This is a genomic window from Streptomyces sp. NPDC001381 (genome assembly GCF_042895685.1).
Taxonomy (GTDB): domain Bacteria; phylum Actinomycetota; class Actinomycetes; order Streptomycetales; family Streptomycetaceae; genus Streptomyces.
The window spans coordinates 696,510-717,872 of record NZ_JBIAWO010000005.1; the positions used below are offsets into that span (position 1 = coordinate 696,510).

At 73.3% G+C, this 21,363-nt stretch carries 18 protein-coding genes; 14 read left to right on the plus strand and 4 right to left on the minus strand.

What is annotated here, in order from left to right; genetic code table 11:
* Positions 1-16: 16 nt before the first annotated feature.
* Positions 17-382, minus strand: coding sequence for a DUF6479 family protein (locus ACFY2L_RS25840; RefSeq protein WP_390657740.1), 366 nt, complete (start codon positions 380-382; stop codon positions 17-19).
* Between the two features lie 148 nt (positions 383-530).
* On the opposite strand from ACFY2L_RS25840, the gene ACFY2L_RS25845 reads away from it, so the two are divergent.
* The 3 genes from ACFY2L_RS25845 (at position 531) to ACFY2L_RS25855 (ending at position 3,041) form a co-directional block, all read left to right on the plus strand.
* A complete protein-coding gene (locus ACFY2L_RS25845; RefSeq protein WP_390657741.1) occupies positions 531-902 on the plus strand; it encodes a ferredoxin in 372 nt (123 codons plus the stop codon).
* A gap of 105 nt (positions 903-1,007) precedes the next feature.
* Positions 1,008-2,186, plus strand: a complete 1,179-nt coding sequence (locus tag ACFY2L_RS25850; RefSeq protein WP_390657742.1) for an acyl-CoA dehydrogenase family protein — start codon at positions 1,008-1,010, stop codon at positions 2,184-2,186.
* A 9-nt stretch (positions 2,187-2,195) separates the two neighbouring features.
* On the plus strand, positions 2,196-3,041 hold the full coding sequence (locus ACFY2L_RS25855; protein ID WP_390823487.1) for an oxygenase MpaB family protein: 846 nt from the start codon (positions 2,196-2,198) through the stop codon (positions 3,039-3,041).
* A gap of 563 nt (positions 3,042-3,604) precedes the next feature.
* On the opposite strand, the gene ACFY2L_RS25860 is transcribed toward ACFY2L_RS25855, so the two are convergent.
* Positions 3,605-4,438: an NUDIX domain-containing protein gene (locus tag ACFY2L_RS25860; protein ID WP_390823489.1), complete on the minus strand. Its 834-nt coding sequence runs from the start codon at positions 4,436-4,438 to the stop codon at positions 3,605-3,607.
* Between the two features lie 48 nt (positions 4,439-4,486).
* Between ACFY2L_RS25860 and ACFY2L_RS25865 the strand changes: the two genes are divergently transcribed.
* The 4 genes from ACFY2L_RS25865 to ACFY2L_RS25880 all read left to right on the plus strand — a co-directional run bounded on the left by ACFY2L_RS25865 (position 4,487) and on the right by ACFY2L_RS25880 (position 10,542).
* Entirely contained in the window at positions 4,487-6,055 is a 1,569-nt protein-coding gene (locus ACFY2L_RS25865) for a phytoene desaturase family protein (protein WP_390823490.1), read from the plus strand.
* Positions 6,056-6,140: 85 nt separating this feature from the next.
* On the plus strand, positions 6,141-7,265 hold the full coding sequence (locus tag ACFY2L_RS25870; protein WP_390657746.1) for an NAD(P)H-dependent flavin oxidoreductase: 1,125 nt from the start codon (positions 6,141-6,143) through the stop codon (positions 7,263-7,265).
* The gene (locus ACFY2L_RS25875; RefSeq protein ID WP_390823491.1) at positions 7,262-8,821 is read left to right on the plus strand and encodes an acyl-CoA synthetase; all 1,560 of its coding nucleotides are present in this window, start codon (positions 7,262-7,264) and stop codon (positions 8,819-8,821) included. The genes ACFY2L_RS25870 and ACFY2L_RS25875 overlap by 4 nt, the downstream gene beginning before the upstream one ends.
* Before the next feature lie 224 nt (positions 8,822-9,045).
* Positions 9,046-10,542, plus strand: a complete 1,497-nt coding sequence (locus tag ACFY2L_RS25880; protein WP_390823492.1) for an acyl-CoA synthetase — start codon at positions 9,046-9,048, stop codon at positions 10,540-10,542.
* On the opposite strand, the gene paaK is transcribed toward ACFY2L_RS25880, so the two are convergent.
* On the minus strand, positions 10,537-11,838 hold the full coding sequence (paaK, locus tag ACFY2L_RS25885; RefSeq protein WP_390823493.1) for a phenylacetate--CoA ligase PaaK: 1,302 nt from the start codon (positions 11,836-11,838) through the stop codon (positions 10,537-10,539). The genes ACFY2L_RS25880 and paaK overlap by 6 nt on opposite strands.
* A 152-nt stretch (positions 11,839-11,990) precedes the next feature.
* Here paaK and ACFY2L_RS25890 point away from each other — a divergent pair, with 152 nt between their 5' ends.
* Positions 11,991-12,851, plus strand: a complete 861-nt coding sequence (locus ACFY2L_RS25890) for an alpha/beta fold hydrolase (protein WP_390657751.1) — start codon at positions 11,991-11,993, stop codon at positions 12,849-12,851.
* Positions 12,852-13,436: 585 nt separating this feature from the next.
* On the opposite strand, the gene ACFY2L_RS25895 is transcribed toward ACFY2L_RS25890, so the two are convergent.
* On the minus strand, positions 13,437-15,050 hold the full coding sequence (locus ACFY2L_RS25895) for an acyl-CoA synthetase (RefSeq protein WP_390823494.1): 1,614 nt from the start codon (positions 15,048-15,050) through the stop codon (positions 13,437-13,439).
* A 178-nt stretch (positions 15,051-15,228) separates the two neighbouring features.
* On the opposite strand from ACFY2L_RS25895, the gene ACFY2L_RS25900 reads away from it, so the two are divergent.
* From ACFY2L_RS25900 to ACFY2L_RS25925, 6 genes are all read left to right on the plus strand, one after another.
* Positions 15,229-16,029, plus strand: coding sequence for a crotonase/enoyl-CoA hydratase family protein (locus ACFY2L_RS25900; RefSeq protein ID WP_390657755.1), 801 nt, complete (start codon positions 15,229-15,231; stop codon positions 16,027-16,029).
* 161 nt (positions 16,030-16,190) lie between these two features.
* Positions 16,191-17,132, plus strand: a complete 942-nt coding sequence (locus ACFY2L_RS25905) for a Zn-ribbon domain-containing OB-fold protein (protein WP_390657756.1) — start codon at positions 16,191-16,193, stop codon at positions 17,130-17,132.
* Entirely contained in the window at positions 17,129-18,178 is a 1,050-nt protein-coding gene (locus ACFY2L_RS25910) for a thiolase domain-containing protein (RefSeq protein ID WP_390657757.1), read from the plus strand. The genes ACFY2L_RS25905 and ACFY2L_RS25910 overlap by 4 nt, the downstream gene beginning before the upstream one ends.
* Complete coding sequence (locus ACFY2L_RS25915) at positions 18,175-19,341, plus strand: thiolase domain-containing protein (protein ID WP_390657758.1); 1,167 nt, start codon at positions 18,175-18,177, stop codon at positions 19,339-19,341. Before ACFY2L_RS25910 ends, ACFY2L_RS25915 begins: the two co-directional genes overlap by 4 nt.
* An 83-nt stretch (positions 19,342-19,424) precedes the next feature.
* The gene (locus tag ACFY2L_RS25920) at positions 19,425-19,667 is read left to right on the plus strand and encodes a DUF397 domain-containing protein (RefSeq protein ID WP_390657759.1); all 243 of its coding nucleotides are present in this window, start codon (positions 19,425-19,427) and stop codon (positions 19,665-19,667) included.
* Between the two features lie 310 nt (positions 19,668-19,977).
* Entirely contained in the window at positions 19,978-20,880 is a 903-nt protein-coding gene (locus ACFY2L_RS25925; RefSeq protein WP_390823495.1) for a universal stress protein, read from the plus strand.
* Positions 20,881-21,363 lie beyond the last annotated feature (483 nt).

Sequence of the window (21,363 nt, forward strand, 5' to 3'; positions counted from 1 at the left end):
CCCGGGACAGGCCCCGTCAGTGGGCGCCCAGACCGCCGCCGCCGAAGGAACCGCTGCTGCCCTTGCTCCAGCGCGACCGTGTCTTGTCCGCGCTCGGACGGGTCTGCATGTTGGTCAGCTCGTAGGGGGTGAGGGGGCGCTCGCCCTTGGCGGTCCGGGGTACCTCCTCGGGCTCACGGTTCTCACGGATCTCGTGCACCGGGCCGCCCGGCGGCAGGTGCGGCTGCTCGTCGGGGCGCGGCCTCGGCGGCTCGCGCAGCTTGACCCGGGCGCCCAGCCAGAAGCTGCCGGCCAGCAGCGCCACGACGACGACGGCGACCAGGAACAGCACGAGGCTGAGCAGGCCGCTCGCGGCGGCCAGCTGCTCGCTTGCGGTATTCATATCGGCTGAATACCCCAGAAAACGGGCGCAAACCGCGCGACGGCCCTCCTCACTCCGCGTCCGCGAGCCGGCACGCAGGGCGTCCGGGCGGCAGATCGCCCGCCCGCCTCCGCGTTTAGGGGCGGGCCGTCCCGGCTACCCGCGAGGCGTGACTTCGACGACTTCCCAACAGGACCTCTTCCGGTTCCTGGAGGACCGTTTCGCCTGCGCACAGGAGTGCACCGAGTGTGCGCGTGCCTGCGCGCTGCGCGCGAGCCTCGTGGATCCGGACGGGACGGAACAGCAGGAACTGGTGCGCCGCAAGGGCATCATGTGCGCGGAGGTGTGCGACGCGACCTGCCGGGTGCTCTCCGAGGACAACCGCATGGACGAGGCCGGCATCCGCGTCCAGCTGGAGTGGTGCCGGACCGTGTGCCTGGAGAGCGCGCACGTCTTCGACAAGGCGGGCGCGGAGGAGACGGCGGAGGCGTGCCGCGCGTGCGCCCGGGCCTGCACGGACTTCATGGCGACCCTGGTCTGAGCTCGCCCTCCCGCACCCTCTTCCCTCCCCGGCATTCCCAATTTCTGCAACACGTTCTACGGTGTGCGCCGTCAGGAGACCGGCCTTGGGAAGCCAGGAGGCGCCGTGCACCTCGACCACACGCCCGAGCAGCAGCGACTGCGCACCGAACTGCGCTCCTACTTCGCCGAGCTGGTACCGGACAACGCCTACGCCCGGCACGCCGACCCGGTCGGCGCGAAACGCTTCTACCGCGCGACCATCCGCCGCCTCGGCGCCGACGGCTGGCTCGGCGTCGGCTGGCCCGAGGAGTACGGCGGGCGCGGCCTGACCCCGATCGAGCAGTTCGTCTTCTTCGACGAGGCCGCCCAGGCGGGCGTGCCGCTGCCCCTGATGGCCCTGAACACCGTCGGTCCGACGATCATGCGCTACGGCACGGACGAGCAGAAGGCGTACTTCCTGCCGAAGATCCTCTCCGGTGAGATCGACTTCGCCATCGGCTACAGCGAACCCGACGCGGGCACCGACCTCGCCGCCCTCAGGACGCGCGCCGTCCGCGAAGGCGACGAGTACGTCGTCAACGGCCAGAAGATCTGGACGACCAACGGCGACACCGCCGACTGGGTGTGGCTCGCCGTGCGCACCGACCCCGAGGCCCCGCCGCACAAGGGCATCACCATGCTCCTCGTGCCGACCACCGACCCCGGCTACTCCTGCACGGTCATCCGCACCCTCGCCTCGCACGACACCACCGCCAGCTACTACGAGAACGTCCGCGTCCCCGTCTCCCGGCGGGTCGGCGCCGAGAACCAGGGCTGGCGGCTCATCACCAACCAGCTCAACCACGAACGCGTGACCCTGGCCGCGCACGGCACCATGGCGATCCGTGCCCTGCACGACGTCCAGCGCTGGGCCACCGAGACCAAGCTCGCCGACGGCCGCCGCGTCGTCGACCTCCCCTGGGTCCGCCGGCTGCTCGCCCGGACCCACGTCCGGCTCGACGCCCTCAAGCTGCTCAACTGGCAGATGGTGGGCGCCCTCCAGAACGGCACCCTCACCCCCCAGGACGCCTCCGCCGTCAAGGTCTACGGCTCCGAGGCCCGCCGGGACGCCTACGCCTGGCTCCTGGAGATCGTCGCGGCCCCGGGCGCACTCCAGGAGGGCTCGGCGGGAGCCGTGCTGCGCGGCGAACTCGAACGCGGCTACCGCTCCGCCGTGATCTTCACCTTCGGCGGCGGCAACAACGAGATCCAGCGGGAGATCATCTCCTGGATAGGGCTGGGGATGCCCCGGGTGCGGCGTTAGCCTGCCGACATGACCGCTGACCCGGGGCTGTTCGGTCCGTCGTCCGTCGCCTGGCAACTCCACGGCGACCCCATGATGTGGGTCGCGGGCGTCCGCGCCCTCTACCTCCAGGCCCTCCACCCCCGCGCCGTACGCGGAGTCATGGAGAACTCCGACTTCCGGCGCGACGCCTGGGGCCGCCTCATGCGCACGGCGGGCTTCGTCGGCACCACGACCTACGACACGAGCGAGGCCGCCGAGAAGGCCGGCGCGCGCGTGCGCAGGATCCACCGGATGCTCTCGGCGACCGACCCGGAGACGGGGGAGCGGTACCCGGTGGACGATCCGGAGCTGCTCCTGTGGGTGCACTGCGCCGAGATCGACTCCTACCTGCACGTCCTACGCCGCTCCGGCTACCCCCTCACCGACGCCGCCGCGGACCGCTACCTCGCCGAACACCGGGTCAGCGCCCGGCTGGTGGGCCTCGACCCGGACGCCGTACCCGCCGACCGGGCGGAGATGGACGCCTACTTCGAGAAGATGCGGCCCCGACTCGCCGTCGGAGCCGACGCGCGCGCGGTGGACGACTTCCTGCTCCGCCCGCCGACGCACCCCCTGCTCGTCCCGGCGCGCGCCCTGCTGTGGCGGCGCGTGGCGCACCTGGCGTACGCCTCCCTGCCGCCCCACGCCCACGAGCTGTACGGCAGACCCGCGCCCCGACCGGCCACCGTCACCCGGCAGTTGCGCGTCACGGGCGCCCTGCTGCGCCGCGTCCCCGCACGTCTGCGCTGGCGGCTCCCGCCCCAGCACATCCTGCGGGCCATGGCACGACTCGGCCCGGACACCCGTCCCGCGCCGGACAAGGTCCCGCTGTAGACCGCCGTCCCCCCCCCGGTCGGCCGTCGTGACGTCGCCGTGGGCCCGGGCCGGCGCGGTACCCGCCGGGGGCGTCGGCCCGGCGGCCCGGCCGGGTACCGCGCCGGGTGGCCGCCACCCGTGAACGGCCCCAGGGCCCCGACCACCCGGGCACCCTCGCCGTCCGGCGCGAGGAGACCCCCGCCGGGAACAGCCCGGCCGGGGCCCGGAGACGGAGGCGCTCCACCGACGAGCCGCGCCGCTGCGGAGGTGCCCGACGGCGGGCGAGGCACGGCGGGCGGGGCGGGCAGCGGGTGGGGTCGAAGGCAGATGAGGCCCACGGCGGGCGAGGCGGATGGCGGGTGGGGTGGACGGCGGGTGGGGCCGACGGCGGACGGGGCGGACGGCGGGCGGGCCCACAGCGGGTGGGGTCGAAGGCAGATGAGGCCGACGGCGGGCGAGGTGGACGGCGGGCGGGGCGGGCAGCGGGTGGGGTCGAAGGCAAGTGAGGCCGAGGCGGACGGGGTGGACGGCGGGTGAGGCTCACGGCGGGCCGGGCCGCCGGCGGGCGGGGCCTGAGCCGGTCAGTTCCAGCCGAGTTCCGTGTACGGACGCCCGGCGCGGATGCCCTCGATCGCCGCCCGGGCGTACCCGACCATCGGCTCCGGCAGCGCGTCCAGCGGCCACCAGTCCCAGCCCAGGCACTTGTCCGGCTCCAGCAGGCGGGGCTCGCCCCGCCAGCGGCGGGCCCGGAAGACGAACTGCACACGGGGACGTCTGCCGGGCCCGTTGTCGACGTGGACCGTGTGGGCGAGTTCCACGTCGGCCGCGTCGATCTCCAGTCCGGCCTCCTCCCGGGCCTCCCTGATCAGACAGGCGACGGCGGACTCCTGCTCGCAGTGACCGGCCAGGAAGTGGTGGGTCATCGGCGCGAAGGGCACGTCGGGGTGCCGCAGCCCGAGCAGGATCCTGCCGTCCCGCTCCAGGTAGAGGTGGACGCCGACGAGGTGCGGGACGGTCCGCCGGACGGGCACGGTTCCGTCGCCCCGGTGCAGGGCGAGCACCTCGGCCGCCCACGGCGCCATCGTCAGCTGCGCGGTGGTCGCCGCGTCGAAGAAGGCGAACATGATGCCCTCGGTGACCGGCAGCCGGGAGGGATCGCCGTCCCAACGGCCGAGGAACACCGTGGTGTCGGCGATGACCGTGAACCGGGTCAGTCCCTCGATCACCAGCCCCGTCTCCTCCAGCAGCTCCCGCGCGATCCCCTCCTCCGGCGACTCGTCGCCCTCCCGCGCGCCGCCGGGCAGCGACCACGCGCCCGGGTCCCAGATCGGCTTGTGCGCGTCCCGCAGATGCAGCAGGTACCGCCCCCGCCTGTCGACCAGCAGTGCCGCCGTATGACTCGGCTCGGCCTCCATGAGCTCCCCCTCGTGTCCCACCGGGCGTGGATCGTGTTACGAAGAACCATGCCTGCTCACGAGGGACACCACACCTACGACGCCGTAGTCGTCGGCGGCGGACACAACGGACTGGTCGCCGCCGCCTACCTGGCCCGGGCCGGACGGTCCGTGCTGGTCCTGGAACGGCTCGACCACACCGGCGGCGCCGCCGTCTCCACCCGCCCCTTCGCGGGCGTCGACGCCCGGCTGTCGCGCTACTCCTACCTGGTCAGCCTGCTCCCGCGGAAGATCGTGCGGGACCTCGGCCTGCGCTTCCGCGTCCAGGGCCGCACGATCTCGTCGTACACGCCGGCCGAGCGCGGCGGACGGCCGACGGGACTCCTCGTGGGCGGAGGGGAGGAGCGCACCCGGGAGGCGTTCGCGCGGCTCACCGGCGGAGAGCGCGAGTACGCGGCCTGGCAGCGCTTCTACGGCATGACCGGACGCGTCGCCGAGCGGGTCTTCCCCACGCTCACCGAACCCCTGCCCACCCGGGACGAGCTGCGCCGCCGCGTCGACGACGAGGAGGCCTGGCGCGCCCTGTTCGAGGAGCCGATCGGGGTCGCGGTGGAGGAGAACTTCACGGACGACCTCGTACGGGGCGTGGTGCTCACCGACGCGCTCATCGGCACCTTCGCCGACGCCCACGACGCCTCCCTCAGGCAGAACCGCTGCTTCCTCTACCACGTGATCGGCGGCGGCACCGGCGCCTGGGACGTGCCCGTCGGCGGCATGGGTGCCCTGACCGACGCGCTGGCCACCGCCGCGAGGGACGCGGGCGCCGTCATCGCCACCGGCCACGAGGCCGTGCGGATCGCCACGGACGGCCGCACCGCCGAGGTCACCTACCGCACCGCCGACGGCGAGGGCGTCGCCACCGCCCGGCACGTCCTGGTGGGAGCCTCCCCGCAGGCGCTCGCCGCGCTCACCGGCGACGAGCCGCCCGCCCCCGCCGAAGGCGCCCAGCTCAAGGTGAACATGCTGCTCAAGCGGCTGCCGAGGCTGCGGGACCGCTCCGTCGACCCGCGCGAGGCGTTCGCCGGCACCTTCCACATCGCCGAGGGCTACGAGCAACTCGCCACCGCCCACGCCCAGGCCGCCGCCGGTGAGCTGCCCGCCGCCCCGCCGTCCGAGATCTACTGCCACTCCCTGACCGACCCGACCATCCTCGGCCCGGAGCTCGTCGAGCGGGGCTACCAGACGCTGACCCTGTTCGGTCTGCACACGCCCGCCCGGCTCTTCGCACGGGACAACGACTCCGTGCGCGAGGAACTGCTCAAGGCCACCCTCGCCCAGCTCGACGCCCATCTCGCCGAACCCCTCGCCGACTGCCTGGCCACCGACGCCGACGGCCGCCCCTGCATCGAGGCGAGGACCCCGCTCGACCTGGAGCGGGACCTGGGCCTGCCCGGCGGCAACATCTTCCACCGCGAGCTGTCCTGGCCGTACGCCCAGGAGGGCACCGGCCGCTGGGGCGTGGAGACCGCTCACGCGAACGTGCTGCTGTGCGGGGCGGGCGCGGTGCGCGGGGGAGGGGTGAGCGGGGTGCCGGGGCACAACGCGGCGATGGCCGTGCTGGAGTCACCGGCGGACTAGGGCGCGGGAGCGGCGGATCCCAGAAATCTGACGGAGTATCAGAAAGGGCCTTCCGTCGTCGCACCGGCTGCGGCATCCTGCGCCCATGCAGACGGAGCTGAGCAATCAACTGGGAGTCGAGCACGCCGTCTTCGGCTTCACGCCGTTCCCCGCCGTCGCCGCGGCCATCAGCCGCGCGGGCGGCTTCGGCGTGCTCGGCGCGGTCCGCTACACCGCCCCCGACGACCTCAAGCGCGACCTCGACTGGATCGAGGCGCACGTCGACGGACGGCCGTACGGGCTGGACGTCGTGATGCCCGCGAAGAAGGTGGAGGCAGCGGGAGATCGCACACTGACCGAGGCCGACGTCGAGGCGATGATCCCCGAGAGCCACCGGCAGTTCGTGCGGGACACCCTCGCCAAGTACGGGGTGCCCGGACTGGCCGAGGGCGAGGCGTCCGGCTGGCGCATCACCGGCTGGATGGAGCAGGTCGCCCGCAGCCAGCTCGACGTCGCCTTCGACTATCCGATCCGGCTGCTCGCCAACGCCCTCGGATCCCCGCCCGCCGACGTCGTCGCCCGCGCCCACGAGCGGGACGTGCTGGTCGCCGCGCTCGCCGGGAGCGCCCGGCACGCCCGCAAGCACCAGGAGGCGGGCATCGACATCGTGGTGGCGCAGGGCTACGAGGCCGGCGGGCACACCGGGGAGATCGCGTCGATGGTGCTCACCCCGGAGATCGTGGACGCCGTCGACCCCCTCCCCGTGCTCGCCGCCGGCGGCATCGGCAGCGGACGGCAGATCGCCGCCGCCCTGGCGCTCGGCGCCCAGGGGGTGTGGCTCGGCTCGCTCTGGCTGACCACCGCCGAGGCCGACCTGCACTCACCCGCCCTCACGGCCAAACTCCTCGCGGCCGGTTCCGGCGACACGGTCCGCTCCCGCGCCCTCACGGGGAAACCCGCACGTCAGCTCCGTACCGAATGGACCGACGCCTGGGACGACCCGAACGGGCCCGGCACCCTCCCCATGCCGCTCCAGGGCCTGCTGGTCGCCGAGGCCGTCTCCCGGATCCAGAAGTACGAGGTCGACCCGCTGCTCGGCACCCCGGTCGGCCAGATCGTCGGCCGGATGAACGAGGTCCGCGGCGTCCAGGCGGTCTTCGACGACCTCACCCGCGGCTTCGAGCGGGCCGTGGACCGCGTCAACCGCATCGCTGGAAGGAGCGGCCGGTGACGAGCACGAGCACACCCCCCGCGGGCTTCTGGGCCCAGGCCACCGCCGACCCCGGCCGTACGGTCCTGATCGCGCCGGACGGCGAGGAGTGGACCGCCGGACGCCTGCACGCCGCCGTCAACCGGCTCGTGCACGGACTGCGCGCGGCCGGCATGGAACGCGGCGACGCCTTCGCGGTCGTCCTGCCCAACTCGGCCGAGTTCTTCACCGCCTACCTGGCGGCCACCCAGGCCGGCTTCTACCTCGTGCCCGTCAACCACCACCTCGTCGGGCCCGAGATCGCGTGGATCGTCTCCGACTCCGGCGCCAAGGTGCTGCTCGCGCACGAGCGTTACGGCGAGCAGGCTTCCCGCGCGGCCGACGAGGCCGGTCTCCCCGCCACCCACCGGTACGCGGTCGGCGAGATCGCCGGCTTCCGCCCGTACGCCCAACTGCTCGACGGGCAGCCGGAGTCGGCGCCGGCCGACCGCACCCTCGGCTGGGTCATGAACTACACCTCCGGTACGACGGGCCGTCCCCGCGGCATCCGGCGACCCCTGCCCGGCAAGCCGCCCGAGGAGGCCTACCTGGGCGGATTCCTCGGCATCTTCGGCATCCGGCCCTTCGACGACAACGTCCACCTGGTCTGCTCACCGCTCTACCACACGGCGGTCCTCCAGTTCGCGGGCGCGTCGCTGCACATCGGGCACCGGCTGGTCGTGATGGACAAGTGGACGCCCGAGGAGATGCTCCGCCTCATCGACGCCCACCACTGCACGCACACCCACATGGTCCCGACCCAGTTCCACCGCCTGCTGGCCCTCCCGGACGACGTCAGACGGTCCTACGACGTCTCGTCCATGCGGCACGCCATCCACGGCGCTGCTCCCTGCCCCGACCATGTGAAACGGGCGATGATCGACTGGTGGGGCGACTGCGTGGAGGAGTACTACGCGGCGAGTGAGGGCGGCGGCGCCTTCGCCACGGCGGAGGACTGGCTGAAGAAGCCCGGCACCGTCGGAAAAGCCTGGCCCATCAGCGAACTGGCGGTCTTCGACGACGACGGCAACCGGCTCCCGCCCGGCCGGCTCGGCACCGTCTACATGAAGATGACGACCGGCGGCTTCGCCTACCACAAGGACGAGGCGAAGACGCGGAAGAACCGCATCGGCGACTTCTTCACCGTCGGCGACCTGGGTGTCCTCGACGAGGACGGCTATCTGTTCCTCCGTGACCGCAAGATCGACCTGATCATCTCGGGCGGCGTCAACATCTACCCCGCCGAGATCGAGTCCGCCCTGCTCGCCCACCCGGCCGTCGCCGACGCCGCCGCCTTCGGCATCCCGCACGACGACTGGGGCGAGGAGGTCAAGGCGGTCGTCGAACCGGCGCCCGGCCACGCCCCCGGCCCGGATCTCGCCGCCGCCCTCCTCGCGCACTGCGCCGACCACCTCGCCGGCTACAAGCGCCCCAAGTCCGTCGACTTCATCACCGAGATGCCCCGCGACCCCAACGGCAAGCTGTACAAGCGGCGGCTGCGTGAGCCGTACTGGGAGGGCCGCACGCGACCGGTGTGACAGGACGGCCGCGACTCGGGCAGGCGTGCGGAGATCACCGGGGATCTCACCGACGTCCTGCCCGTCAGCCGGGTGCCGGTGAGGTGCCTCCGCCCGCGGCTGGTGGCGGCGCGGGGTTGCCGACGGTCGGCCCGTGGAAGTCCCGGCCCTGGTCGACCTGCCCGTTGACGGTGCTGATCTCGTCGACTTGACCTGCCCGGGCGGCCGCCCGAGGATCATGTGCCATGACGCCCGGACACGGCAGCACGGTCGACGGGGTGCTGCGGCGCAGCGCCCGCCGCACCCCGGCCCGCCTCGCGGTCGAGTACCGCGACCGCACCTGGACCTACGAGGAACTCGACGACGCCGTCTCCCGCGCGGCGAGCGTCCTGCTCGGGGAAGGTCTCGCCCCGGGTGACCGGGTCGGCGCCTACGGCCACAACTCCGACGCCTATCTCGTCGCCTTCCTTGCCTGCGCCCGCGCGGGGCTCGTGCACGTCCCCGTGAACCAGAACCTCACCGGCGACGACCTCGCCTACATCGTCGAGCAGTCGGGCAGCGCCCTCGTCCTGGCCGATCCGGATCTCGCGGGCCGCCTCCCGGACGGCGTACGGACGGTGCCGCTGCGCGACGCCGACGACTCGCTCCTCGCCCGGCTGGCCGGAACCGAGCCGTACGACGGCCCCGAACCGCGCACCGAGGACCTGGTCCAGCTGTTGTACACGTCCGGTACGACGGCCCTGCCCAAGGGCGCGATGATGACCCACCGGGCGCTGGTGCACGAGTACCTCAGCGCGATCGCCGCCCTCGACCTGAGCGCCGGCGACCGCCCCGCGCACTCCCTCCCGCTGTACCACTCGGCGCAGATGCACGTGTTCCTGCTGCCCTACCTCGCGGTCGGCGCCACGAACCTCATCCTGGACGCTCCGGACGGGGACCGGCTCCTCGACCTGATCGAGACCGGCCGGGTCGACAGCCTGTTCGCCCCGCCCACCGTCTGGATCGGCCTGGCGGGCCGCCCCGACTTCGCCACCCGCGACCTGAGCGGCCTGCGCAAGGCGTACTACGGGGCCTCGATCATGCCGGTGCCCGTCCTGGAGCGCCTGCGGGAACGCCTTCCGAAGCTCGGCTTCTACAACTGCTTCGGGCAGAGCGAGATCGGACCGCTCGCCACCGTCCTCGCCCCGGACGAGCACAAGGGCCGTATGGACTCGTGCGGGCGCACGGTCCTGTTCGTCGACGCCCGGGTCGTGGACGAGGAGGGACAGGACGTCCCCGACGGCACGCCCGGGGAGATCGTCTACCGCTCACCGCAGTTGTGCGAGGGGTACTGGGACAAGCCGGAGGAGACCGCCGAGGCGTTCCGGGACGGCTGGTTCCACTCCGGGGACCTCGCCGTCCGCGACGCCCACGGCTACTTCACGATCGTCGACCGGGTGAAGGACGTCATCAACTCCGGGGGCGTCGTCATCGCCTCACGCCAGGTCGAGGACGCCCTCTACACCCACGAGGCCGTCGCCGAGGCCGCGGTGATCGGGCTGCCCGACGAGAAGTGGATCGAGGCGGTCACCGCCGTGGTCGTCCCGCGCGTGGAGGTCACGGAGGACGAACTCATCGCCCACGCACGGGAGAAGCTCGCCCCCTTCAAGGCCCCGAAGCGGGTGCTGTTCGTGGACGAGCTGCCGCGCAACGCCAGCGGCAAGATCCTCAAGCGGGAGTTGCGGGACCGGTTCGGCTCATGACTCCTTCGGGCGTTCGTCCACGATCCGCCTGATCTTCCCCACCGACCGCTCCAGTGACTCCGGTTCGACGATCTCGACGGACACCGACACCCCGATGCCGTCCTTCACGGCCGCCGCGATGGAGCGCGCGGCCGTGTCGCGGTCCTCGGGCGTGGCACCGGGGCGGGCCTCGGCCCGGACCGTGAGGGCGTCGAGACGGCCCTCGCGGGTCAGCCGGAGCTGGAAGTGGGGCGCGACGCCCGGTGTGCGCAGCACGATCTCCTCGATCTGCGTCGGGAAGAGGTTCACCCCGCGCAGGATGACCATGTCGTCGGTGCGGCCGGTCACCTTCTCCATCCGGCGGAACGCGCGCGCCGTCCCGGGCAGCAGCCGGGTCAGGTCCCGGGTCCGGTAGCGGACCACCGGCATGGCCTCCTTGGTGAGGGAGGTGAAGACCAGTTCGCCCTCCTCGCCCTCCGGCAGCACCTCACCCGTGATCGGGTCGACCACCTCGGGGAAGAAGTGGTCCTCCCAGATGTGCAGCCCGTCCTTCGTCTCCACGCACTCCTGGGCCACGCCCGGGCCGATCACCTCCGACAGCCCGTATATGTCGACCGCGTCGATGGCGAACCGTTCCTCGATCTCCTGACGCATCCGCTCCGTCCACGGCTCGGCGCCGAAGATCCCGACCCGCAGGGACGTGGTACGCGGATCGACGCCCTGCCGTTCGAACTCGTCCAGCAGGGTCAGCATGTAGGACGGAGTCACCATGATGATCCGGGGCTCCAGGTCCTGGATCAGCTGCACCTGACGGGACGTCATGCCGCCGGACGCGGGGATCACGGTACAGCCGAGGCGTTCGGCGCCGTAGTGCGCGCCCAGGCCGCCGGTGAACAGACCGTATCCGTACGCCACATGGACCGTGTCGCCCGGGCGGCCGCCGGCCGCGCGGATCGAACGGGCCACCATGTCCGACCAGACGCCCAGGTCGCCGTCCGTGTAGCCGACGACCGTCGGGCGGCCCGTGGTGCCGCTGGAGGCGTGGATACGGCGGATGCGCTCGCGGGGGACGGCGAACATCCCGTACGGGTACTGCGCGCGCAGGTCCGCCTTGGCGGTGAACGGGAAACGGGCCAGATCGGCGAGGGTGCGGCAGTCGTCGGGGTGGACGCCCGCCTTGTCGAAGGACTCCCGGTAGAAGGGCACCCGGGCGTACGCGTGCCGGAGTGTGGCCCGCAGCCGCTCCAGCTGCAACGCCCGCAGGGCGGCCGTGTCGAGGCGCTCGCCCTCGTCCAGCAGGTCCCTCGTGTCCGTCATGCGGCTGCTCCCTCGTCAAACCGTACCAATCCGGGCGACCGATCATTCGGTCGAGCTGCTCTGGATCAGTAATCCAGGCCGACGGGCGGCAGGCAAGAGGGCGGCGCGGATTTCCGTTGCGGACCGGCGGGCCGGGAACCGAGGATCGGGGCATGCCGATCTTCACCGCGCCGGACGGAACCGAGCTCGCCTATCACGTGCGGGGCGAGGGCGAGCCCCTCCTCGTCCTGCCCGGCGGGCCCATGCGGGCCTCCGCCTACCTCGGCGACCTGGGCGGGCTCACCGCGCACCGCCGGCTGATCCTGCTCGACCTGCGCGGCACCGGCGACTCCGCGCCGCCTGCGGACCCCGCGACCTACCGCTGCGACCGCCAGGTGGACGACGTCGAGGCGCTGCGCCTCCATCTCGGCGCGGAGCGGATCGACGTGCTCGCGCACTCGGCAGGGGGCAGCCTGGCCCTGCTGTACGCGGCGCGCCATCCCGGCCGGGTGGCCCGGCTCGCCCTGATCACCGTCAACCCGTGGGCGCTGGGGAGGCCGGCCACGGCCGAGGAACGGCTGGCGGCGGCGCGGCTGCGCACGGGCGAGCCGTGGTTCGCCACGGCCTTCGCGGCGTTCGAGGCCTGGCTGGCGGGCGCGGAGGACCCGGACCGGCCGGCCTTCGCCGGCTTCTTCCACGGCCGCTGGGACGACGCCGCCCGCGCCCACGAAGCCGCCACGGACGAGCAGACCAACGTCGAGGCGGAGGACCGCTTCCTGGACCCGGCCGCCTTCGACCCGCCGGCCCTGCGCGACGCCCTCGCGGAGCTGGCCGCCCCGGTCCTGGTGCTCGCCGGAGAGCTGGACGGAGGTCCCCGCCCCGAGCGCGCCCGCCTCCTGGCCGACGCCTTCCCCCACGGCGAACTCGCCGTGCAGCCCGGCGCCGGACACTATCCGTGGCTGGACGACCCGGAGTGGTTCGTCGCCCGCACCCGCGCCTTCCTCGACGGGTCCGCTCCGCCCTCGGCGGAGTAGGCCGCCGCCCGCGGGGCCCGGTCGACGGCCTGCCCGGCATGCGCATGATCAAGGCGCGCGGCGTCCCTCGCCCGCCGCGCCCGGGGCCCCGAGGACACGCCGCCCGTCCCTGCTGCTGCACGGCCGCGGCGCCGACGGCGCGACTGGACGGCGGCCGCCGGACGACTGGCCGCGGGCGCGGGAGCGCGCCGCGTGTGCGCGCCCGGTCCGCGCGGGCACGGACGCGGTGAGTGCCCGGGAGAGACACCGGGGGTTCGCACGGTCGAGGCGATGCGCGACGACGTGCGCGCGCTGCTCGCCGCGCTCGGCGTCGCACGCGCCGACGTCGTCGGCCGCCCGACGGGCGTGCCGTGGCGTACCTTCCGGCACGGAAGTGTCCGCAGGCCGCCGGGGGCTGGGCTTCGAGGACGTGCCCGCGCGGTGGCCCGTGCGACCCGCCCCGGCCGCCCACCCCGCGGCCGGACGGGGAGCTGTCGTTCGACGGGGCGCGCTGGTGCCGGCCGCCGACGACCAGGTCTCGTGCACGCCCCCCGGCCCGAGGAGTTCCTCGCCGTGGTGGAGCCGTTCCTGACGGAGTGAGCCCCGTCAGCCGCTCTCCGCCCCCGCCACCTCCCGCGCCCACCGGTAGTCCGCCTTCCCGCTCGGCGAGCGCCGGATGGACTCGGCGATCACCAGCCGGCGCGGGATCTTGTAGCCGGCGAGCCGGGACCGGCAGTGGGTCTGGATGTCCTCCAGGGAGGGGCGCGGCGCCCCGGCGCGCACCTGCACCACCGCCGCCACACGACTGCCCCAGGTCGCGTCCGGCACTCCGGCGACCAGGGCGTCGTACACGTCCGGATGGGACTTCAGGGCCTGTTCGACCTCCTCCGGATACACCTTCTCGCCGCCGGTGTTGATGCACTGCGAGCCGCGGCCGAGGACGACGACGACACCGTCCTCGTCGACCGTGGCCATGTCGCCGAGCAGCACCCAGCGTTCGCCGTCCCTCTCGAAGAACGTCTCGGCTGTCTTCACCGGGTCGTTGTAGTAGCCGAGCGGGACGTGACCGTGCTGGGCGACCCGGCCGACCTCGCCGGGTGCGACCGGCTCGTGCGTCACCGGATCGACCACCCGGGTACGGGAGTTGACGCGGACCCGGAAGCCGCGCTCGGGGCCCGAGTCCTCCGTCGCCGTGCCGTTGAAGCCGGATTCGGAGGACCCGAAGTTGTTCAGCAGCATCGCGTTCGGCAGCAGCGCCCGGAACTGGCGGCGGACCGTGTCCGACATGATCGCCCCGGACGAGGACACGCTGAACACCGACGAGCAGTCGGTGCCCCTCATCGGCCCCTCCAGCGCGTCGATCAGCGGCCGCAGCATCGCGTCGCCCACCAGGGAGATGCTGGTGACCTTCTCCTTCTCGACGGTCCGCAGCACCTCCTCCGGCACGAACTTGCGGTGGATCACGACCCGTTGGCCGAAGTTGAAGCCGATGAAGGCGGTGAGGGCGGAGGTGCCGTGCATCAGCGGGGGCGTGGGGAAGAAGGTGATCCCCGTCCCGCCGGCCGCCACCCGCTCGGCGACCTCCTCCGGCTTCTTCACCGGCTCCCCGGTGGGCGCGCCCCCGCCCAGTCCCGAGAAGAAGAGATCCTCCTGACGCCACATCACACCCTTGGGCATACCGGTCGTGCCGCCGGTGTAGATGATGAACTGGTCGTCGCCCGAGCGGGCCGGGAAGCCGCGCTCCGGTGAGCCCGCCGCCTCGGCGTCGGCGAAGGGGACGACCCCGACGGCAGGCACGTCCGCCGGTCCCACCCGGACCAGATGCCGCAGTGCCGGAGCCTCGGGCAGCGCCGCCGTCACCCGCTCCGTGAACTCCGCGTCGAAGACCAGCCCCACCAGATCGGCGTCCCGGTAGAGGTAGACCAACTCCTCTTCCACATAGCGGTAGTTGACGTTGACCGGCACGATCCGGGCCTTCAGGCAGCCCAGCACCGTCTGCAGGTACTCGACGCCGTTGTAGAGGTGCAGGCCGACGTGCTCACCCGGGCGGATCCCGCTGTCCAGGAGATGGTGACCGATGCGGTTGGCCGCCGCGTCGAGCTCCGCGTACGTCAGCCGGCGCTCCGCGCCCGTGCCCGGATGGTCGAGGTACACGAGCGCCTCGCGGTCCGCCGCCACGTCGACGACCGACTCGAACAGGTCGGCAAGGTTGTACTCCACCGCTCCTCCTGACCTTCGGCGCCCCGGCTCCTGCAACGGCTCGCCGGTCATCAGAGCAAAGGGTGCGGCAAGTGGGAAGGGTTCCGCGCCAAGAAATCTGACTGAGTGTCAGAAAACTCTTGAAGTGCCTCGACACCTCCTGCAACCTGTTCTCGTTCTTTCCGAGGGGAGATGTGCCATGGGCGGTACCGAACACCTCACCGTGCAGCGCGAAGGCGCCACGCTCGTGCTCACGCTCAACCGGCCGGAGGCCAGGAACGCGCTCTCGCTCGCCCTGCTCGTCGGCCTGTACGACGGCTGGATCGAGGCCGACGAGGACGACTCGGTCCGCTCCGTCGTCCTCACCGGAGCGGGCGGCACCTTCTGCGCCGGCATGGACCTCAAGGCCCTCGCCGGGAACGGCATGGAGGGCGAGCACTACCGAGACCGGCTCAAGGCCGACCCCGACCTGCACTGGAAGGCGATGCTGCGCCACCACCGGCCGCGCAAGCCCGTGATCGCCGCGGTCGAGGGGTACTGCGTGGCGGGCGGCACCGAGATGCTCCAGGGCACCGACATCCGCGTCGCCGGCGAGTCCGCCACCTTCGGCCTCTTCGAGGTCCGGCGGGGCCTGTTCCCCATCGGCGGCTCCACGGTCCGTCTCCCGCGCCAGATCCCGCGCACCCACGCCCTGGAGATGCTGCTCACCGGCCGCCCGTACAGCGCGCGGGAGGCCGCGGACATCGGCCTGATCGGCCATGTCGTCCCGGACGGCACGGCCCTGGAGAAGGCCCTGGAGATCGCGGAACGCGTCAACGCCTGCGGCCCGTTGGCCGTCGAAGCCGTCAAGGCCTCGGTGTACGAGACCGCAGAGATGTCCGAGACCGACGGGCTCGCCGCCGAACTCGTCCGCGGCTGGCCGGTCTTCGACACCGCCGACGCGAAGGAGGGTGCCCGCGCCTTCGCGGAGAAGCGGCCCCCCGTCTACAAGCGCGCGTAGCGCTCCACCGGGTTCGGCCGTTCGGACACCGCGGGCCGCGAGTGACTGGTCGCGCCCACGCGGCGGAGCCGCGGACGTCACCGCCCCGCGCCCCGGGGCGGCTCACTCACCGACCCTGCTCAGGCACCGCCCCCGCCGTCCCCCAAGGAGGCAAGCACCCGATGCCCGAAGTCCTCAAAGCCCCCCTCGTCGTCGAGTTCCCCTTCACCCGCTCCCTCGGCCCCGTCCAGAGCGCCTTCCTGACCGGGCTGCGCGAGCGGGTCGTCCTCGGCGTGACGACCACCGACGGCCGCACCCTGGTCCCACCCGTCGAGTACGACCCCGTCACCGCGGAGGAGTTGCGCGACCTCGTCGAGGTCGCCCCCACCGGCACCGTCACCACCTGGGCCTGGAACCACGAGCCCCGCCGCGGCCAGCCCCTTTCCGCCCCCTTCGCCTGGGTCCTGGTCCGCCTCGACGGCGCCGACACCGCGATCCTGCACGCCCTCGACGCCCCCGGCCCCGAGGCCGTCCGCACCGGCATGCGGGTCCGGATCCGCTGGGCCGAGGACCGCACGGGCGCCATCACCGACATCGCCTGCTTCGAACCGCACGACGGGGAAGCGGTCCGACCCGCGGGACACACGGGGGAGTTCGAGGACGCCGTCGCCGGGATCGTCGCCCACGCCCGCCTCGACTACACCTACTCGCCCGGCCGCGCCCAGTCCGCCTACATCACCGCGCTCTCCGCGCGGCGGACCGTCGGCGAACGCTGCCCGTCCTGCCGCAAGGTGTACGTCCCGCCCCGCGGCGCCTGCCCCACCTGCGGAGTGGCCACGGACGAGCAGGTCGAGGTCGGACCGGCCGGCACCGTCACCACCTTCTGCATCGTCAACATCAAGGCGAAGAACCTGGACATCGAAGTCCCCTACGTCTACGCCCACATCGCCCTCGACGGGGCCGGCCTTGCGCTGCACGGCCGGATCGGCGGCATCCCGTACGACCAGGTGCGGATGGGCCTGCGGGTCGAACCGGTGTGGACGGACGGCGGCCGCTACCCGGACCACTACCGGCCGACCGGGGAGCCCGACGCGGACTACGAGACGTACAAGGAGCTGCTGTGACCCGGGAGATCGCCGTCGTCGCCTACGCGCAGACCGACACCCAGCGCACCACCGAGGAACAGTCCGAGGTGGAGATGCTCATGCCGGTCCTGCACGACGTGCTGGAGCGGACCGGCCTGAAGACCGCCGACATCGGCTTCACCTGCTCCGGCTCCAGCGACTACCTCGCCGGCCGCGCCTTCTCCTTCACCCTCGCCCTCGACGGCGTCGGCGCCTGGCCGCCCATCTCCGAGTCGCACGTCGAGATGGACGGCGCCTGGGCACTGTACGAGGCGTGGACGAAACTGCTGACCGGGGACGCCGACACCGCGCTGGTGTACGCGTACGGGAAGTCCTCGCCCGGGTCCGTGCGGGACGTGCTCACCCGGCAGCTCGACCCCTACTACCTCGCCCCCCTGTGGCCCGACTCCGTCGCCCTCGCCGCCCTCCAGGCTCAGGCGCTGATCGACGCGGGCGACACCGACGAGCCCGCGCTCGCCGGGATCGCCGCCCGCAGCCGGGCCGACGGGGCCGGCAACCCGCACGCGCAGCTCCGGGGTCCCCTGCCGCACGGCGACTACCTCGTACGCCCCCTGCGCACCGGCGACTGCCCGCCGATCGGCGACGGCGCCGCCGCCGTGATCCTCGCGGCGGGGGAGCGGGCCCGTGAGCTGTGCGAGCGCCCCGCCTGGATCCGGGGCGTCGACCACCGCATCGAGGCCCACGCCCTCGGCGTGCGCGACCTCACCGACTCGCCCTCCACCCGGCTGGCCGCCGAGAAGGCCGGCGCCTTCGAACGGCCCGTCGACACCGCCGAGCTGCACGCGCCGTTCACCTCGCAGGAGGTCGTCCTGCGCAAGGCGCTGAAGCTCGGCGACGACGTCCGCGTCAACCCCTCCGGGGGCGCCCTCGCCGCCAACCCGATCATGGCGGCCGGGCTCGTCCGCATCGGCGAGGCCGCCGCCCGTGTCCACCGCGGCGAGTCCGACCGGGCGCTCGCCCACGCCACGTCCGGACCGTGTCTGCAACAGAACCTGGTCGCCGTACTCGAAGGGGATCCGCGATGAGCAAGGAGCCCGTGGCCGTCGTCGGAATCGGCCAGACCAAGCACGTGGCGGCACGCCGGGACGTGTCGATCGCGGGGCTCGTCCGCGAGGCCGCGCTCCGCGCGCTCCAGGACGCCGAGCTGACGTGGGCCGACGTCGACGCCGTGGTCATCGGCAAGGCGCCCGACTTCTTCGAGGGCGTGATGATGCCCGAGCTCTACCTCGCCGACGCCCTCGGCGCGGTCGGCAAACCGATGCTGCGGGTGCACACGGCGGGATCCGTGGGCGGCTCCACCGCGCTCGTCGCCGCGGGCCTGGTCGCGGCCCGCGTGCACGGCACCGTGCTGACGCTGGCCTTCGAGAAGCAGTCCGAGTCCAACGCCATGTGGGGACTGTCCCTGCCCATCCCCTTCCAGCAGCCGCTGCTGGCCGGGGCGGGCGGCTTCTTCGCCCCGCACGTGCGCGCGTACATGCGGCGCAGCGGCGCGCCCGACACCATCGGCTCGCTGGTGGCGTACAAGGACCGGCGCAACGCGCTGAAGAACCCGTACGCCCATCTGCACGAGCACGACATCACCCTGGAGAAGGTCCAGGCCTCGCCCATGCTGTGGGACCCGATCCGCTACTCGGAGACCTGCCCCTCCTCCGACGGCGCGTGCGCGATGGTCCTCACCGACCGGGCCGGCGCGGCCCGCTCGCCCCGCCCGCCGGCCTGGATGCTCGGCGGCGCGATGCGCAGCGAGCCGACGCTCTTCGCCGGCAAGGACGCCGTCTCCCCGCAGGCCGGCAAGGACTGCGCGGCCGACGTCTACCGCCAGGCCGGCATCGGCGACCCGCGCCGGGACATCGACGCCGTGGAGATGTACGTGCCGTTCTCCTGGTACGAGCCCATGTGGCTGGAGAACCTCGGCTTCGCCGCCGAGGGCGAGGGCTGGAAGCTCACCGAGGCCGGGGTGACCGAACTCGACGGGGACCTGCCCGTCAACATGTCGGGCGGCGTCCTGTCCACCAACCCCATCGGCGCCTCCGGCATGATCCGCTTCGCCGAGGCCGCCCTCCAGGTGCGCGGCCAGGCCGGGGAGCACCAGGTGGAACGCGCCCGGAAGGTCCTCGGACACGCCTACGGCGGCGGCTCGCAGTTCTTCTCCATGTGGCTCGTGGGAGCGCGGCCACCCGAGTCCTGAAAGGTACCCCTCACGTGCTCTGTCGGCACCCGGTACCGATGGCTAGGCTGGCCCGCGGACGACGAACCGGGAGGAGCACGGACGTGGCCGAGAGCACCATCCAGCAGCAGCCGCCCAAGGGCTGGGAGAAGCCGGAGCTGGACCTCAGCAACGCCGAGTGGCAGTCGAGCAGCCGGGGTCTGGGGGATGTCCAGATCGCCTTCGTCGAGGGATTCATCGCGATGCGCAACAGCGAGCGCCCCGAGAGCCCCTCCCTGATCTTCACGCCCGCGGAGTGGGGCGCGTTCGTGTCGGGGGCGCGAGAGGGGGAGTTCGACCTCACCTAGGGGGTGTTTCGAAAGTCCCGCACAGCACCCGCGGCGCCCGGCACGCACCCTAGCCGCACCGGCCGAAGACCCAAGTAGCTCCGCTACGAGGGCCTTCGTCCGGCACGCCGAGGGCACGCACCGAACACCGCGGGTGCTGTGCGGGACTTTCGAAACACCCCCTAGGTCAGACACGGCCCGTCGCGGCGGGCCGAACCGGGGGTGTTCCGCCCGTTTTTCCGGACACGCGATGCCGTAGGCCCTCCTGGGGCTCCGCCTGGGCAAGGCTGGGCTCCAGCAGGAGGTAGGTCGCATTCCGGAGGTGAGGACCATGAGCACCCTGCCGGTCGTCGCAGCGGTCGACGGTTCCGACGACAGCCGGCGCGCCCTGGACTGGGCCGTCGACGCCGCCCGCCGCCGCGGTGCGCCGCTGCGCGTGGCCCACGTACGTCACCACTCCGCCTGGACCCAGCCCGGCGCGCCCGTCGTCGTCCCCCCGCCGCCGAAGGACGATCCGGTCCTCGCCGACGTCCGCGCCCGGCTGGCGGACACCGAGGACCCGCCGGACACGGAGTACCTCGCCCTGGACGGCGCCCCCGGCGCCCTCCTGCCCGAACTGGGCGCCGAGGCCCAGCTGCTGGTGCTCGGCTCACGCGGCCGGGGCGGCTTCGCGAGCCTGCTGCTCGGCTCCAACGGGCTGACCGCGGCCCGGGACGCGGAGTGCCCGGTCGTGGTGGTGCCCCGGCCCGGCCGCGAGGTCGACGACACGTTCCCGGCCGGGCCACGGCCCCGCGTGGTCGTGGGCCTGAAGGTCGACGGCCCGGACGACGCCACCCTCGACCTCGCCTTCACCGAGGCGGCCCTGCGCGGCGCGCGTCTCCAGGTGATCGCCGCCTATCCGTGGCCGATCCAGACCTGGGTCTCGCCGGGTGACCTGGCCGCGCCGGTCTACGACCAGCGGGCCATCGAGCACGAGACCCGCACCCTCGCCGACGGCTTCCTCGCCCCGCACCGCACCCGGCACCCCGGGGTGGCCGCCGAACCCCTTCCCCTTCCCGGCGACGCGGCCGCACTCCTCGTCGCCGCCTCCAAGGACGCCGACCTCGTCGTCGTGGGCCGCCACCGCCGCCGCCTGCTGGTCCCCGCCCGCATGCTGGGCTCCGTCACCCACGCCGTCCTGCTCCACGCGGCGAGCCCGGTCGCGGTGGTCCCCCCACCCCCAGCCGAGGAATGACCCCCACCGCCGCCCCCTCAGCCAGGCCCATGCCCCTCATCCCAGGCCGAAGCCGACCTCGGCCGGAGCCCACCCACGCGGGCCACCTGTCTCCGCGGAGCTCTCGCCCTCCGGGCCGCCCGTCTCCGCGGTCTTCTCGCCCCCCTTGAGCCGCCCGCCTCGGCCGCAGCCCGCCTCGGCTGAAGCCCGTCCGGGTCGGGGCCCGCCTCGGCTGAAGCCTGTCCGGGTCGGAGCCCGTCCCGGCCGGAGCCCGTCCCGGCCGGAGCCCGTCCCGGCCGGAGCCCGTCCCGGCCGGAGCCCGTCCCGGCCGGAGCCCGTCCCGGCCGGAGCCCGTCCCGGCCGGAGCCCGTCCCGGCCGGAGCCCGTCCCGGCCGGAGCCCGTCCCGGCCGGAGCCCGTCCCGGCCGGAGCCCGTCCCGGCCGGAGCCCGTCCCGGCCGGAGCCCGTCCCGGCCGGAGCCCGTCCCGGCCGGAGCCCGTCCCGG

What these genes read in the sequence shown, in the direction of transcription:
- ACFY2L_RS25900 (WP_390657755.1), top strand. Translation starts at nt 15,229, where the DNA reads ATGGGCGGTACCGAACACCTCACCGTGCAGCGCGAAGGCGCCACGCTC.
- ACFY2L_RS25905 (WP_390657756.1), top strand. Translation starts at nt 16,191, where the DNA reads ATGCCCGAAGTCCTCAAAGCCCCCCTCGTCGTCGAGTTCCCCTTCACC.
- ACFY2L_RS25865 (WP_390823490.1), top strand. Translation starts at nt 4,487, where the DNA reads ATGCCTGCTCACGAGGGACACCACACCTACGACGCCGTAGTCGTCGGC.
- ACFY2L_RS25915 (WP_390657758.1), top strand. Translation starts at nt 18,175, where the DNA reads ATGAGCAAGGAGCCCGTGGCCGTCGTCGGAATCGGCCAGACCAAGCAC.
- ACFY2L_RS25925 (WP_390823495.1), top strand. Translation starts at nt 19,978, where the DNA reads ATGAGCACCCTGCCGGTCGTCGCAGCGGTCGACGGTTCCGACGACAGC.
- ACFY2L_RS25855 (WP_390823487.1), top strand. Translation starts at nt 2,196, where the DNA reads ATGACCGCTGACCCGGGGCTGTTCGGTCCGTCGTCCGTCGCCTGGCAA.
- ACFY2L_RS25870 (WP_390657746.1), top strand. Translation starts at nt 6,141, where the DNA reads ATGCAGACGGAGCTGAGCAATCAACTGGGAGTCGAGCACGCCGTCTTC.
- paaK (WP_390823493.1), bottom strand. Translation starts at nt 11,838, where the DNA reads ATGACGGACACGAGGGACCTGCTGGACGAGGGCGAGCGCCTCGACACG.
- ACFY2L_RS25860 (WP_390823489.1), bottom strand. Translation starts at nt 4,438, where the DNA reads ATGGAGGCCGAGCCGAGTCATACGGCGGCACTGCTGGTCGACAGGCGG.
- ACFY2L_RS25880 (WP_390823492.1), top strand. Translation starts at nt 9,046, where the DNA reads ATGACGCCCGGACACGGCAGCACGGTCGACGGGGTGCTGCGGCGCAGC.
- ACFY2L_RS25890 (WP_390657751.1), top strand. Translation starts at nt 11,991, where the DNA reads ATGCCGATCTTCACCGCGCCGGACGGAACCGAGCTCGCCTATCACGTG.
- ACFY2L_RS25840 (WP_390657740.1), bottom strand. Translation starts at nt 382, where the DNA reads ATGAATACCGCAAGCGAGCAGCTGGCCGCCGCGAGCGGCCTGCTCAGC.